11 protein-coding genes are annotated in these 15,006 nt (G+C 48.6%); 1 reads left to right on the top strand and 10 read right to left on the bottom strand.

From position 1 onward, the window contains the following. The first annotated feature begins 92 nt into the window (after positions 1 to 92). Positions 93 to 224 (top strand): hypothetical protein, encoded by a 132-nt coding sequence (locus tag HUG20_RS19570; protein ID WP_281392413.1) that lies wholly within the window; start codon positions 93 to 95, stop codon positions 222 to 224. Positions 225 to 381: 157 nt separating this feature from the next. On the opposite strand, the gene ftsZ is transcribed toward HUG20_RS19570, so the two are convergent. The 10 genes from ftsZ to HUG20_RS12385 form a co-directional block, all read right to left on the bottom strand. Further along, the gene (gene ftsZ, locus HUG20_RS12340; protein ID WP_200084975.1) at positions 382 to 1,542 is read right to left on the bottom strand and encodes a cell division protein FtsZ; all 1,161 of its coding nucleotides are present in this window, start codon (positions 1,540 to 1,542) and stop codon (positions 382 to 384) included. A gap of 53 nt (positions 1,543 to 1,595) precedes the next feature. Continuing rightward, the gene (ftsA, locus tag HUG20_RS12345) at positions 1,596 to 2,882 is read right to left on the bottom strand and encodes a cell division protein FtsA (RefSeq protein ID WP_200084976.1); all 1,287 of its coding nucleotides are present in this window, start codon (positions 2,880 to 2,882) and stop codon (positions 1,596 to 1,598) included. Positions 2,883 to 3,388: 506 nt separating this feature from the next. After that, a complete protein-coding gene (locus tag HUG20_RS12350) occupies positions 3,389 to 4,180 on the bottom strand; it encodes a cell division protein FtsQ/DivIB (protein ID WP_200084977.1) in 792 nt (263 codons plus the stop codon). Between the two features lie 40 nt (positions 4,181 to 4,220). Next, positions 4,221 to 5,315 carry an undecaprenyldiphospho-muramoylpentapeptide beta-N-acetylglucosaminyltransferase gene (murG, locus tag HUG20_RS12355; protein ID WP_200084978.1) on the bottom strand — a complete coding sequence of 365 codons (1,095 nt, stop codon included), beginning with the start codon at positions 5,313 to 5,315 and terminating at the stop codon, positions 4,221 to 4,223. Positions 5,316 to 5,346: 31 nt separating this feature from the next. Then, on the bottom strand, positions 5,347 to 6,450 hold the full coding sequence (spoVE, locus tag HUG20_RS12360) for a stage V sporulation protein E (RefSeq protein WP_200084979.1): 1,104 nt from the start codon (positions 6,448 to 6,450) through the stop codon (positions 5,347 to 5,349). Between the two features lie 125 nt (positions 6,451 to 6,575). Further along, entirely contained in the window at positions 6,576 to 7,934 is a 1,359-nt protein-coding gene (gene murD, locus HUG20_RS12365) for a UDP-N-acetylmuramoyl-L-alanine--D-glutamate ligase (protein WP_200084980.1), read from the bottom strand. Next, a complete protein-coding gene (gene mraY, locus HUG20_RS12370; RefSeq protein ID WP_246476399.1) occupies positions 7,931 to 8,914 on the bottom strand; it encodes a phospho-N-acetylmuramoyl-pentapeptide-transferase in 984 nt (327 codons plus the stop codon). The genes murD and mraY overlap by 4 nt, the downstream gene beginning before the upstream one ends. Before the next feature lie 285 nt (positions 8,915 to 9,199). After that, the gene (locus HUG20_RS12375; RefSeq protein WP_200084982.1) at positions 9,200 to 10,672 is read right to left on the bottom strand and encodes a UDP-N-acetylmuramoyl-L-alanyl-D-glutamate--2,6-diaminopimelate ligase; all 1,473 of its coding nucleotides are present in this window, start codon (positions 10,670 to 10,672) and stop codon (positions 9,200 to 9,202) included. A gap of 88 nt (positions 10,673 to 10,760) precedes the next feature. Next, the gene (locus HUG20_RS12380) at positions 10,761 to 12,689 is read right to left on the bottom strand and encodes a stage V sporulation protein D (protein WP_200084983.1); all 1,929 of its coding nucleotides are present in this window, start codon (positions 12,687 to 12,689) and stop codon (positions 10,761 to 10,763) included. Between the two features lie 83 nt (positions 12,690 to 12,772). Next, a complete protein-coding gene (locus tag HUG20_RS12385; RefSeq protein ID WP_246476400.1) occupies positions 12,773 to 14,956 on the bottom strand; it encodes a penicillin-binding protein in 2,184 nt (727 codons plus the stop codon). Positions 14,957 to 15,006 lie beyond the last annotated feature (50 nt).

Below are 15,006 nucleotides of genomic sequence, written 5' to 3' on the forward strand. Positions count from 1 at the left end.
GCATTGTCCGTTGATGTTGTCAAAACTGGATGCAAGAAAATCTATCCTAAAAGCAGAAAACCCTTGCACGTCTGGCAACCCACGGAGGGACGGTGCTGCAATGGCGAGACTCCAGCGGAAAAACGGACGCGTCAAGCCCCCGAAGCGCCGGTTTTACGCGAGGAGGCTTGACCGTTCGTCCGCGGAAAGCGAAGCCATGGAAGCGGCATCCCGGCTCCAACTAATATATGTAAGTTGTTCAGCAATCCATAGGGTAATCATGATCGCCCAAGCAGATCATGTCGATACGTGGCGGTACCAACATCTGAACAATTTATCCTCTCTGTTAGTGCGAAAAAAACCCAAACGGAGATCTCCGTTTGGGTTTTTTCTTTCCCGATTTTATCGATTCCGACGGCGGTTCCGTAAAAATGCCGGGATATCAAGGGAATCTTGGTCTTCTTCTTGTCTGCCGGACGAACGTTCCGGTTCTTCTTCAAAGGCCGGTTGTTGCTGTGTTTGCTGCGGACGTTGCGGCGCCTGTTGCTGCGGGCTTGTCCGTCTGCCCCCCGTTTCTTGGCTTTTGCCGGGACGTCCCCGTTTTTCCGTACCTTCGTTGAATCCCGTTGCAATCACTGTCACCAGAACTTCATCTTTCAAATTTTCATTGATGACGGAACCAAAAATCATATTGACTTCCGGATCCGATGCATCCGAAACGATTTCGGCTGCTTCATGCACCTCAAACAAACTTAAATCGCTTCCGCCGGTTATGTTCATTAACACCCCTTGGGCGCCATCAACGGAAGTTTCCAACAATGGGCTGGAAATTGCCTTTTTCGCAGCTTCTCCGGCTCGGCTTTCACCGGTGGCGATGCCGATCCCCATGAGCGCTGAACCTTTTTCGCTCATAATTGTTTTTACGTCGGCAAAATCCAGGTTGATCAGCCCGGGCGTTGCGATCAAATCTGAAATGCCCTGCACTCCTTGTCTTAGTACATTATCTGCTTCTCGAAATGCTTCCAACATCGGCGTGCTTTTATCAACAATTTCCAGCAAACGATCGTTCGGGATGACAATCAAGGTGTCAACATTTTCTTTAAGCGTTTCAATTCCTTCAGATGCATGGGTGGAGCGTTTTTTCCCTTCAAAAGTAAACGGGCGTGTAACGACACCTACGGTGAGAGCGCCTATTTCTCTAGCCACTTCTGCAATGACGGGAGCCGCACCTGTTCCGGTGCCTCCGCCCATGCCCGCCGTGATAAATACCATATCTGCCCCGGTCAGTGATTCTTCCATTTGCTCTTTGCTTTCTTCCGCCGCTTTTTTGCCAATTTCGGGGTTTGCGCCTGCGCCCAGTCCACGCGTTAACTTCCCGCCCAGTTGAAGTTTTGTATCAGCCTGGGAGAGGGATAACGCTTGGGAATCCGTATTTACGGCGATAAATTCTACACCTTGCAAGCCATTTTCAATCATGCGGTTCACTGCATTGGAGCCGCCGCCTCCAACCCCAATGACTTTGATTTGAGCGAGTTGATCCATGTCCATTTCAAACTCTAGCATCTCGGGTCCCCCTCATCAGTCAATTGTCTGGTATATCCCTTTTTGTTTCGTTACTATTCAAAAAACACTTTGAAAAAACTACGAACTCGCTTCTTGACTCCGAGTGATTCCTTTTCCTCTTGCGGTACTCGCTGCTTTTCCGGATTTCTTGTTTTACGATAGGCCGGTGGCTCTTCTTCGTCATGAGTTGCAACGACCATTTCGTCCATCTCGTTCATTCTAACATGAAGATGGGTAAATTCAATGAGTCCAACGCCATTGGTGTATCTCGGTTCCCTTACCCCGATATAGTCCGGAATCGCCATTCGGATATTGCGGCCGATAATTTCCCTAGCAAGTTCAAGGGTGCCAGGCATCATCACCGTACCGCCGGTCAATACGACTCCACCCGGGATATCACCAATGCCGGTTAATTCTTCGGCAATGATTTCGAAAATCTCTTCCATGCGCGGTTCAATGATATGCGCCAAGTCCCGTTGCGAATACTCTTCCGGTTCATGACCTCCCATTGGATGAACGGTGGCAAACACTTCATCGGAAGTATCATCGATATACGCATGCCCATGTTCTACTTTCACACGTTCCGCTTCCGCTTTGGTTACGCGAAGTCCTACAGATAGATCATTTGTGACATGCGCCCCTCCGATGGGAGCGACATTCAACGTTTCCAGTGAACCGTCTTTAAACGTAGAGATCGTCGTTTGGCTTCCGCCAATATCGACAAGCGCAACACCGAGTGAGCGTTCATCTTTTGATACAGCAATTTCACCTGCCGCCAGCGGCTGCAGATAAATATCCGAAATGACCAAACCCGCCTTTTCCACACAACGCAAAAGGTTATGTAAGACCGTTTTTGATCCGGTAATAAGCATTCCTTCCATTTCCAGCCGTACACCGATCATCCCTGTGGGATCGTTGATTTCATCGTAACCGTCTACAATAAACTGATTCGGTACGATATCGACAACTTCCCGGTCTCGTGGGATGGATACCACTTGCGCTGCATCCATGACCCGATCAATATCTTCCTGGTCAATTTCTTTATTCGGGTTCGATACGGCAACGATACCTTGACACGGCTGCAATTCAATATGATTTCCATTAATGCCGACGACGACTTGGTTAATGGAAACGCCGACCATCCTTTCCGCTTCTTCGGTAGCTTGGCGGATAGATGCGACTGTGGCGTCAATGTCAACAACGGTGCCTTTTTTAATACCGGTGGACGGCGCTTTTCCGACACCGATAATATTTAGTATTCCCGCTGAGATTTCTCCGATCATTACTTTTACTTCAGTTGTACCAACATCCAAACTGACATAAATCTCATTATTGTCCACGAATGGCACCTCCTACTGCAATAATGTTCTGCCCATAACATGCCAGGCTTGTGATGTGTTGGGCGCGCCCGTGCGGACGGGAGGTAACCGCAGCAAAGCGGGTCATCACCATTCTTTAAAGCCGTGACTACATCAGCAAAATTTATCCCGGTTGTCACTGCATGTTAGATTACTAGTTTCACTGGATAGCTCCACAGCTTATTAAGCTAGTTCACGAATGATGCTGACGAGTCTACGCATATTGCGAAAAAACTTTTTTCAGTAGGTAAGAAAGCATACATCACTCTCTTACCTACACAAGTCGGGCGAAGGCTTTCGCCATTAATGCTTGGCGAAAAGCCAAGTTTTCTAATGAATAGGAAAGATCCAATCTCTTCTTTTCGGTTAAAAAAAGGATCTTATGTACAAGTTTACACCAATATAGGCTTGGAGAAAAGCGAAAATCGCCTCAATTCCTAGAAGTCCTTTATATCATGCATCTAACCTCTGGCTTCTGGTCTCTGTTATCAGCTGTTTTCCTCATCCGAGTCGTCTTCATCGTCTTCTTCATCCGTCGCTGATGAACTTTCAAAATACGGCCGCATTTTCATGTGCAAAACCCCTGAATCTTCGGGATCAATCTCTTCCGCGACAGAAGGATAGCCGGACATGTATTCAGCAAATTGGTCAACCATTGTTTCCACTTCAATCCCGTCATTCATATACAATCGTAGTCCTTCATGGTTTTCATCAAGCGGGTGCACTTCCGATATACGGTTGACGACCCCGTCTGTAAGTTTTTCCATCTCATCCAGCAACGTCTCCAGCCGGGATTCATCGTTCCACTCATAGATTACGGGCGCATCACCGGGAAGTTGATCCAAATTCTGGTCGGGACTTTGCTCCCCATTTGCAAACACAGGGATGTACTCCTCGTTCTCTTCCATATAAGCGATACGCTCCTGTTCAGTGACGGCGATATGTATCGTGTTCGGAAATGATCGCGAAACAGAAGCCTCCATGACGTGAGGGAGCGTTTCTGCAATTCTTTCTTCTGCATCCCGAACATCGGCCGCCCAGATATTATCCCCCTGTTCCAAACCACTTTGCGCAATCACTTCGCCCTCTTCTCCGGTAACAATCCCTTCCACATGAATGGCTTGAATGTCACTCAATGGGGATTGCAAATAGACGACAAATCCAACCAACAAAAAGATCGTGATCAAAGAAATGATCAGCCGGCGATTGGCACGTTTTTTTCGTTGTTCTTTTAATGCGGGGATTCGTTCATTTGCGGATACGACTTTTCGATCTCCCACACGCCAACCTCCTTTTGACACCGGTTTGTCCCGTATTTCCTCACGGCATTTTTGCGGCTGTTTTCAGAACGTCTCGTAATCGGCCGGCAGCATCCGGAACAGCGATGGATGTTGCCGCCGTTTGCATCTCGAGTGCTTTGCCATTTTGAAAAAGCTTATTTATATCCGCTTCGAGTTTATCTGCCGACCAATCCGTTTCTTTGTGCACCATTGCAGCACCAACATCTTCCAATGCTCTGGCATTCATTTCCTGATGATTTTTCGTGACGTAAGGGCTGGGAATTAAGATGGAGGGAATGCCAAGTGCCGTAATTTCCGCCAATGTTGTGGCACCGGCACGGCTAACAACTGCGTCCACACTTGCAAGTACATTTGGCATATCGTGAATGAATGGACGGACGACGACGTGCGCGCGCGTTTTTTCATTGGCAATGCTTGTCTTTACTTTATCATAATGAACACTTCCTGTGATATATAAGTATTGACAATGTTTGTCGGATAATTGCGGAAGTGCTTGCAAAAAAGCATCATGAATGGGTTGTGCCCCGCGACTGCCGCCGACAAGCAACACAACGGGAAGATCTTTTTTCAACCCAAATTCGGTCACCAAATTGGTTTTTTCGGCGTGAACGACTTCGGAGGCACGCGGGTTCCCTGTGAATACCGTTTTGTCTTTCGGAAAATAACCGGAGGCTTCCTGAAAAGAAATCGCGACGTTTGTGGCATATCTGCTTAAAAATTTGTTGGTAAGGCCCGGAATGCTGTTTTGCTCATGGATAACTGTCGGCACTCCCAATCGGGCAGCCGCATACATCACGGGACCCGCCACATAACCCCCTGTCCCGAGAGCAACGTCAGGCTTAAATGCACGAATCAACTGCTTCGCACGGGAGGTTCCTTTCAAAAACCGCCGCACAGTTTTTACGTTTTCAAAAGACAATTTCCGTTTAAAACCACTGATTTCGATCGTCTGAAAGGGGATGTCATAGTTCGGTACAATCTCGCTTTCCAATCCATTTTCCGTCCCCACGTATAAAAAGGAGGCAGACGGCTCCTCCTCGCGAATCGCTTTAATCATAGCAATCGCGGGATAAATGTGCCCTCCCGTGCCTCCGCCGGTGACTAAAACTTTCATCTATTTCACCTCAGGTTTTAGATGTACATGTTTACGTGACTCTTGTGTGTGCGCTGATGTTTAACAATATGCCGAGTGCGACGAGCATGAGCGTGAGGGACGATCCGCCATAACTGAGCAAAGGCAGAGTGATGCCGGTAACCGGAAACAAACCGATGACGACACCGATATTGATCATCACCTGCACAAACAACATGCCGATAATCCCGACAGCCAATAACGTCCCAAATAGATCAGGGGCAAGCAAAGCCGTACGCAACCCTCGCCACATAATGACCGCGAACAAAAGAATGACAACGACTCCGGCAATGAAGCCTCCTTCTTCCGCGATCACGGCAAAAATAAAATCCGTTTGCGGTTCAGGCAGATAAAAATATTTTTGCCTGCTTTCCCCGAATCCCATGCCGAATAGACCGCCGGGGCCGATCGCATAGAGGGATTGGATAATTTGAAAACCGCTTCCGAGCGGATCATTCCAAGGGTCAAAAAAAGACGTGATCCGATCGATTCGATACGGCGCCGAGGCAATCAAGCCTACGAATCCGGCCGCTCCAATCGCTCCCAACCATGCAAAATGGGCTTTTTTGGCACCGGCAATAAACAGCATAATAAACGACGTCACTACCATTACCGCCCCCGTACCGAGGTCCGGTTGTAGCATGATTAATGCAAACGCGGTAAAAATAATTGCAAGGAGCGGCAACATGCCTGTTCGAAATTGCGCGATCTGTTGCTGATTTCTGGTTAGCCAGTGGGCCAAAAACAAAATCATGCCCAACTTCATAAATTCCGACGGTTGGATCGAAAAAGCGCCGACGCCAATCCAGCTTTGCGCACCTCCTCGAATCAATCCCACCCCGGGAATCAAAACGAGAATCAAAAGGGCAAAACAGACCAAAACCGTCGTGAGCACATAGTTTCGCCATCGCCAGTACCCGAAACGCATCATGAACAGCATTCCGACACATCCCGCTCCCGCAAACAGCAATTGCCGTTTGGCAAAATGATAAGGGTCGGAAAAGCGGTATTCTCCCCAAGCTGCGCTCGCGCTATAGACCATAATGACCCCGATAATCAACAATGCGCAAATGGCAAACAGTAAAATTCCGTCAACCGCTTGTTTATTTTCTTTCACATCTTCACCCCGCCACCCGCAATTCAAGTCCTGTCCGATACAAGGCTTTATTCATACGTATGACGGTTTGTCCATTTTAGAAGTGAGATGTGGGAAATGAGAGGCGAGAACCCCTCGTTACTCTTTTATAGCTCTTCAATGGCGTTGACGAAGCATTCCCCTCGTTCTTCGAATGTTTTAAACTGGTCCCAGCTGGCACAAGCCGGCGACAGCAGCAAAATATCTCCCTCGGCGGAAGCATCATACGCTGCTTTTACCGCTTCCTGTAAACGGCCGGTATGTTTGATCACCGGAATACCCGCTCGTGTTCCCGCTTCTTTCAGCTTCTCGCCCGTTTCGCCATACACTGCCATTGCCCTCACATTTGTTAAACTTTCGACCAGCGCAAAAAAATCATTTCCCCGGTCCAACCCTCCTGCAATCAATACGACGGGTTGTTCAAATGCGTTCAAGGCTCGTGATGTCGCCAATATGTTGGTTGCTTTGGAATCGTTGTACACTTTTCGCCCATCCAACTCTTTGACAAATTGCAAGCGGTGTTCAACACCTGTAAATGTTGTCAATACGCTTTTCAGCGTATCAGTCGATACGTTTAGAAGTTTGGCAATCGCGACCGCAGCCAACACGTTTTCGAGATTGTGAATGCCGGGAAGGGCAATGTCCCCCGTTTGCAGCAAAGGTTGGTTCTGCCAATATACCGTTCCCGCTTCATGAGAGGCGCCTTCGGCTCGTCTATGTTTCACGGAAAATGGGATATTTGTTCCTTTTTGAGCCACTGCCAATCCTTTCACAACCTCATCATCAGCATTGTACACAAAATAATCATCAGCAGTCAGGTTACCGGCAATGTTGGCTTTTGAATGGATGTAATCGGCTCGCGTTCCGTGGTAATCAAGGTGGGCATCGAAAATATTCAAAAGCACGGCGATATGGGGGCGAAAATAAACGGTTCCCTTCAATTGAAAACTGGATACTTCTGTTACCATGTATTCATTTTCGCCCACCGATTCTGCTACTTCACAAGCGGGCAAACCGATATTGCCCGCGATTTTTGCGCTTTTATGATCGGCGAGCAACATTTCATGGACCAACTTCGTAGTCGTTGTTTTTCCGTTCGAACCTGTAATGGCGATAAGCTCTCCCTGCACGATCCAATACGCCAGTTCGAGTTCCGTTACGATCGGGATTTCCCTGTGCATGCCTTCCCGGACAATTGGATTGTCATACCGAATGCCCGGGTTTTTAACGATCAGATGAAGCGGGGTGTCAAACATCCGTAAAGGGTGCCCGCCGGTCACAAATTGAACGCCATAAGCTTCCAGCTCTTTTGTTCCCGTTAACGCCCCATACGATTTCGCGTCGTTTACGATGACTCGGGCTCCATGTTTGGCTAACAATTGGGCCGCTGCTTTTCCGCTCTTTGCAAAGCCGAGGACGAGCACCGTTTTATTTTTCAAATTGGAAAGTAATGGATGGTTTGTCATATTGCCCACACCTCGATATAAACGCCGATTACTGCAAAGACGATGCCGCAAAGCCAGAAGACGACAACCACTTTCCACTCCGACCAACCGGATAGTTCATAATGGTGGTGCAGCGGGCTCATTTTGAACACGCGCCTTCCTTTCCATTTAAACACGATGACTTGAATCATCACCGATATGGTCTCAATGACAAAGACACCGCCGATGATGATTAAGAGAATTTCCATTTTCAAAATAATCGCGACTGCGGCAATCGCCCCGCCAAGGGCCAGTGAACCTGTATCCCCCATAAAAACTTTCGCCGGATGGGCATTGAAGACGAGGAAACCGAGGACCGCTCCTACGACAGCTGCGCAAAAAACAGCGACTTCGGGGAAGCCTGCATACCAGGCAAGAACGACATAAGCCCCGAAAGCAATCGCCGACGTTCCGGCGAGCAACCCATCCAGGCCATCAGTTAAATTGACAGCGTTGGAAGCCCCCACGAGCATGACCGCCACGAGTAACAAATAAAGAATGCCGATGTCCACACTAAAATCGGTGGCCGGTATTTGCACGACCGTGGAAAATTCGTATTGCTGCAAAACAAAATAAAAAACGGCAGCGACGACTAATTGCGCGAGTAATTTTTGTTTCGAGTTTAAACCAAGGTTTCTTTTTAAAACGACTTTAATAAAATCATCCAAAAAACCGACAAGGCCAAAGGCGATGGTCACGAGCATTAACAACCCGATTTGATAATTAAATTCCAAATCGGTAAAAATCGACACGACGAGAAGTACGGACAAAGCCAATGCCAAAATGACGACAATGCCGCCCATCGTCGGTGTGCCGCTCTTTTTTTGATGGCTGGAGGGGCCCTCTTCGCGAATGCTTTGCCCAAATTTCAACCGATGCAACATCGGGATGAACAAGGGAGAAAGGAGTACGCTTAGTACAAACGCTGCTACGATGGCTGCTAATATCGATGGTTCACTCAAGATGTTCACTCCTTTCGTTTCATTTCGGTAAGGTTTTGAGGTGCCCGGAGGTCCTGCACAGCACCTAAGATTGTGAATTTCGTGCTTTGGAGGTGATTGTGATTCACGTTTCAGGGGGTACATTAGACCTTCCATCGAACCCCGAATCGCTGATTCTCGCACCTCAGGGGTACCTTGTTTCTCGATTTGGTGTCCCTGCAATACAGATGTTTTATGTTCTGTTTAGCCACTTTCAAGACTTAGCATCCTTTGAGCGCTCGCTACTTTCTTTTTTCCACCGTATGTCTATTTTTCACCTTTCTGCCGGTCGTGTATCGCTATCTTTGCTTCAATGCGATCGTCGAACGTATGGTAGGTTCCGTCGACCTCTTGATAGGGCTCATGCCCTTTGCCGGCAATCACGATGACATCTTTGCTTTTTGCTTTACGAACAGCGTAACGAATGGCTTCTTTTCGGTCCACGATCGTCCGGAAGGATTGGCCTTCCACCCCTGCTTCCATATCCCGAAGAATGGTTCGCGGGTCTTCACTGCGTGGATTATCCGTCGTGAAAATCGCTTCATCCGCGTATGCAGCAGCGATTCTTGCCATCTCGGGTCGTTTCGTACGGTCCCGATCCCCACCGCATCCGACAATCACGTAGACATCTTGTTCTGTCAGCTCCCGGACCGTTTGCAATATGTTATCCAAGCTGTCGGGCGTATGGGCATAATCGACAATCACCGCGAAATTCTGCCCTTCTTCAACCGGCTCAAAGCGCCCGGGGACCGGTTTCGCAGATTCCAGGCTCTGTTTAATGACCGACAAGGAAACCCCGGACGCATATGCTGCCGCCGCTGCAGCCAACGCATTATATACGCTGAAACGACCGATCATTTTCAAGTTTAATTCAATCGATGCTTCGCCTATTACAAGCGTAAAAAATGTTCCCGTCGGCCGCGCGTGCAAATCACGGGCACGAACATCCACTCCGTCCCGCAGGCCGTACGTGAGGACCGGCGCTGCGGTTACATCCATCATGTAGCGGGCGTAAGGATCGTCGTTATTGACAATTGCCACCTTCAAATCCTGATCATAAGCGTTGCCAAGTTGTGAAAACAAGAGTCCCTTGGCCTGTTTATAATCGTCCATCGTTTCATGATAATCCAGGTGTTCGACACTTAAATTGGTAAACACAGCGATATTAAACGTCGTTCCGCGAACTCTGCCGAGGGATAGGGCGTGCGAAGAGACTTCCATCGTCACATCGGTTACGCCCGTTTCCTTCATTTCCGAAAAGGTTTGTTGCAACACTAATGATTCCGGGGTCGTATTTTTGGCTTCGAAGACTTCGTCATTATATTGCGTATAAAGGGTACCAATCAAGCCTGTATTTCGATTGTCCTCTTGTAATATTTGATTCAATAGATGCGTAGTTGTCGTCTTCCCGTTCGTTCCGGTGACACCTATGATGTTTAGATCGTGGGTTGGGCTATGGTAAAAACGGTTGGCGATTTGCGCAAGGGCCCGTTTGCTGTCAGATACAATGATGGTTGGAACATCGACGTTCACATCTTCCTCGGCAACAATCGCGACTGCCCCCTTTTTAACAGCTTCTCGCGCATACCGGTGGCCATCGACCGTAAAGCCGCGAATGGCAACAAATAATGTGCCTGCTTGTGCAAGGCGAGAATCCATTTCCACGGAAGTGATGATTGGATTTTCAGTTTTCGTTTTGGTATATGCGAGCAAGCCCGCCAAGCATTCCTGCAAATACATACATTTTTCTTCCTTTCAGTCCCTGACTTCCACTATCAACATGTGAGAACAGCCAAGGCTTTCCTTGGCTGAGCATATATTAACTATTTTAATCGCTTTCGTCCCTCATGTACAGACGAAGCGTGGAGCCTTCTTCTACTCTCTCGCCTGCAGCGGGGGATTGGCGGTAAATTTCTTCCCCTTCTCCTGAAATTTCCAGGTTCAGTGGATAATTGGCATCATGCAATTCTCTTAATGTCAATCCCGTGACATCAGGGACGTCCAAGTAAGGGACATCGGACCAAGTTAATTCCTTTTCGATTTGATCCTCTCGCCGCGGCACACCCATCGCCTGCAAACTGTCCCCAATGACGTTGCCGACGATCGGCGCTGCTACGACTCCTCCGAATTGTACCGTTTCTTTCGGATTATCGATAGCGACATATACGACGATCTCAGGATCGTCGGCCGGCGCGAAACCAATGAACGAAACGATATGGTTGTTTTCCAAATAACGCCCACCTTGCGCTTTCTGGGCGGTTCCTGTCTTTCCGCCGACACGATATCCGTCAACGAACGCTCCCCCGCCGGTACCTTGCGCAACGACATGTTCCAAAGCCCGTCGCACTTCAGCCGAAGCTTCTTCGGATATTACTTGCTGTTTTTCCATTGGAGTCTGGCTGTCCAGAACAACGCCATCATCGGGATCGAGCCAATCTTTAGCGATAAAAGGCTGATAAAGGGTCCCCCCGTTTACTGCTGCGGCAACGGCGGCCACTTGTTGGATCGGAGTCACGGACACGCCCTGCCCAAATGCTGTCGTGGAACGTTCCAACGGCCCCACATTCTCTACATCGAATAGGATGCCGGTCCCTTCCCCTTCCAAGTCAATGCCTGTTCGTTCCCCAAAGCCAAACTGATCAATATAGTCAAACAACGTCTCTGTTCCCAACTTTTCTCCCAACGATACAAATCCGGGGTTACAAGAGTTTTGCACAACTTCCAAATACGTTTGTTCGCCATGCCCGCCTTTTTTCCAACAATTCAAACGTTGTCCGGCTACTGTAATGTATCCGGGGTCATTAAATGTATCTTCGTCGAGATCCACTTCGTTTTCTTCAAGGGCAGCCGCAAGGGTAATAATCTTGAACGTAGAGCCCGGTTCATACGTAGACCAAATTGGACGGTTTTGATCATAAATCTCCGGGGAAACCGCTTGGTAATCATCCGGATTATAGTGTGGCCGGCTGGCCATCCCAAGGATTTCTCCATTGTCAGGGTCCATGGCAATGGCAAGCGCCCCGTCCGGATTGTACGAGGCCTCAGCGTTGTCCAACTCCCGTTCGATAATCGTTTGCACTTGATCGTCAATGGTTAACCGCACATCCATGCCATTTTGCGGGGCTTGATATTGATCGGCCATATCCGGCAACCGTTGCCCTTGGGCATCAGAGAAAAAAGAAACGTGTCCACTTTCGCCTTGCAAGCGTTCATCGTATTGTTTTTCGATGCCTGTAAGTCCTTGATTATCAATGCCGGCAAATCCCAACACGTGGGAAAGGTATTCGCCGTTCGGATAGTGGCGTTTGTTATCTTCGACAATGTAAACGCCGGGCAAACGTTGTTCCCGCACTTCCGATGCGCGTTCTTGATCAATCTTGCGTCCGAAAGGGGTCAATCGAACCATCGAGCTGTTCTCTGTGATTTGCTCATATACATCTTGCCGATCACTTTCCAAAACGTCAGCGAGTTGCTCAGATGTTTCCACCGGGTCCTCGATCTGTCTCGGAACAACGAGGACCGATGGCGCACTGACATTCGTTGCCAACGCTTCGCCATGTCGATCCAATATCTCTCCGCGCTCCGCTTCAAAAGGCAAATCCCTGCTCCATGATTCCTCAGCTTCTTCTGTCAACCAACCGCCAAGTGAAAACTGTACGTAGCCGAGCCTTGCCATGAGCAACAGCGTTAACGCGATCCCAGCCAGCAAAGCCAAGAGTAACCTTCGGCGCACGAGCGTTCTCGTTATTTTAGACATGAAAGGCCACCTCATCTGATAGATACTTCCCTTTCAAATCTATGCTTGTACGCCTGCTTTATGAACGCGGAGCATCCATTTGCTCACTCTTCGCCTGTTTCTTCTTCATCTTCTTCCTCTTCTTCCTCTTCTTCATCATTTTCGTCTTCTTCATCAGGATGGGCAAACTCCACGCTGACGGAGTCCGTGCTCTCGACTTCACTTCCCGGTTCCAGGCTTTGATCCCTCACATATCCGGTGCCGGAGTGCTCGATATTCATGCCTGTCGCTGTGCTGAATTTCACGACATCCCTGGCCGACCAACCTGTCATGTCAGGCATATCCCATCTGTCGTCGCTAACGAGAAAGATTTTTTCTCCATCAATGACGTCCTCGCCGGCAAATGGGTATTGACTTTCAATTCGATTGCCCTCTCCCAGTATAAAGGGCTCTAGATTTTGTTCGCTCACGGTCTCAGCCGCTGGTTCCGAACGATCCCCCGTCACGTCTTCCAATTCAATTCCGCCCGCTTCGGACGTTCCCTCTTCTTCAAGGTCTGCCGATTCATCTGGCTGCAGATTTAAATATTGCATACTTTGCTGCATTACTGTGTTAAATATCGTAGAAACCGGCTGTGTACCGGGCTCATCTTCCGATAAATCCGGCCGGTCAACGGCCACGTATGCGACAATTTCAGGATCTTCGGCCGGGGCCATCCCCAAAAATGAAAATATGTTTTCGTCACGCCCGGATAGATAACCATTTTCCGAGGGGATTTGCGCCGTCCCCGTTTTTCCGGCGATCGTCATATCATCTACTTGAAAGGCACCGCCGGTACCGTTTTCTCCGTAGACCACTTCCAACAATTGTTCCTTGACTTCTTCTGCCGTTTCTTCGGAAATCGGCTCCCCGGCAATCTCGGGTTCACTTTCATAGACCGTTTCATTGACATTTTCATTCTCAATACGATCCACAATATAAGGATGCATCATCTGCCCGTCATTTGCAATCGCCGTAATCGCCTGGATTTGCTGCATTGGCGTAACCGCCGACGATTGGCCAAAAGCGGTATACATGGCATCAAGGTCCCCTTCACTTATCACGCCTGGCGCTTCATTGGGGAGTTCAATACCGGTCTCTTCGCCAAAACCGAAACGGTCAAGGTATTCGTATAAAATGTCGGCACCCATGACTTCATTGACGAGTTTTGAAAAACCAACATTGGAAGAGCGCTCCATTGCCTCATCGAACGAAATGGTGCCCCAACCTTCTCCGTTATTATGATCGCTAATGGTATTGTCATAACCGGGGTCGTAGGTTCCGGATTCGAACTCCTCATCGCCATCATACTCCCCACTATCGATGGCTGCGGACATGGTAAATATTTTCTGCGTTGATCCGGGTTCAAAATGGTCGGAAACGGCATAATTTGTGTGATTGGTAATATCTTCATAATCGTTTGGGTTAAAGGAAGGACGATTGCTCATAGCAAGAATTTCGCCCGTCTTGGCGTTTGCAACAACCGTGATCATTCGTTCCGGATCGTACTCATCATCGACCGAGGTCATCGCCTGTTCCAACGCCAGTTGGATATTGGAATCCAAAGTCAGGTGGACATCGTTTCCATCGTAGGCATCGCTTATTTCTTCCTCACTGCCGGGAAGCGGAACACCATTCCGCGCAACTTGGTAACTCATGGAACCGCCTTCGCCTTCAAGTTCTTGATCCAAGGCGGCTTCAAGTCCCATAACCGCATCTCCCGTTCCCCGATCGACGTAGCCAAGCACGTGGGAGGCAAATGCTTGATTCGGGTAATAGCGCATTGGTTCGGGGCGAAAATGAATCCCTTCTAAATTTAAGTCTTCGATTTCTTCTCTTTCTTCAAAACTAAGTTGGCGTGCACCTGCGCCTAGTTCAACTTGGAATTGATCGCTTGTCAAAAGCTCGGCCAAGCGCTCTTCCTCCATATCAATATAAGGGGCAAGGGTTTCCGCCGTTTCTTCCGGATTGTCAATGGCGCCTTCGTACCCATCTTGAAGAACCGCAAAAGCACTATAGCTGGTTACTTCTTCCGCGATGGCGTCTCCGTTGCTTGCATAAATGTTGCCGCGTTCTCCTTGCAAGGGCTCATCGTTCGTCCACCGTTCATTTGCAAGCGTTTCTAAATCCACGTCGTCGATTTCTTGGGAAACTTGTACAAACAAAAACCTTCCGCTCAATACTGCGATAATGATGGCTGCCAGCCCAAAAAGAAGAAATGCTCTGGAAATGATCGTTGTTCGCTTCAACAGCCCCACCACCCGCGCATGAAATTTTTCCGGCAAAATCGAACTCGCTG

The sequence above is a fragment of the Salicibibacter cibi genome (genome assembly GCF_016495865.1).
Classification (GTDB): domain Bacteria; phylum Bacillota; class Bacilli; order Bacillales; family Marinococcaceae; genus Salicibibacter; species Salicibibacter cibi.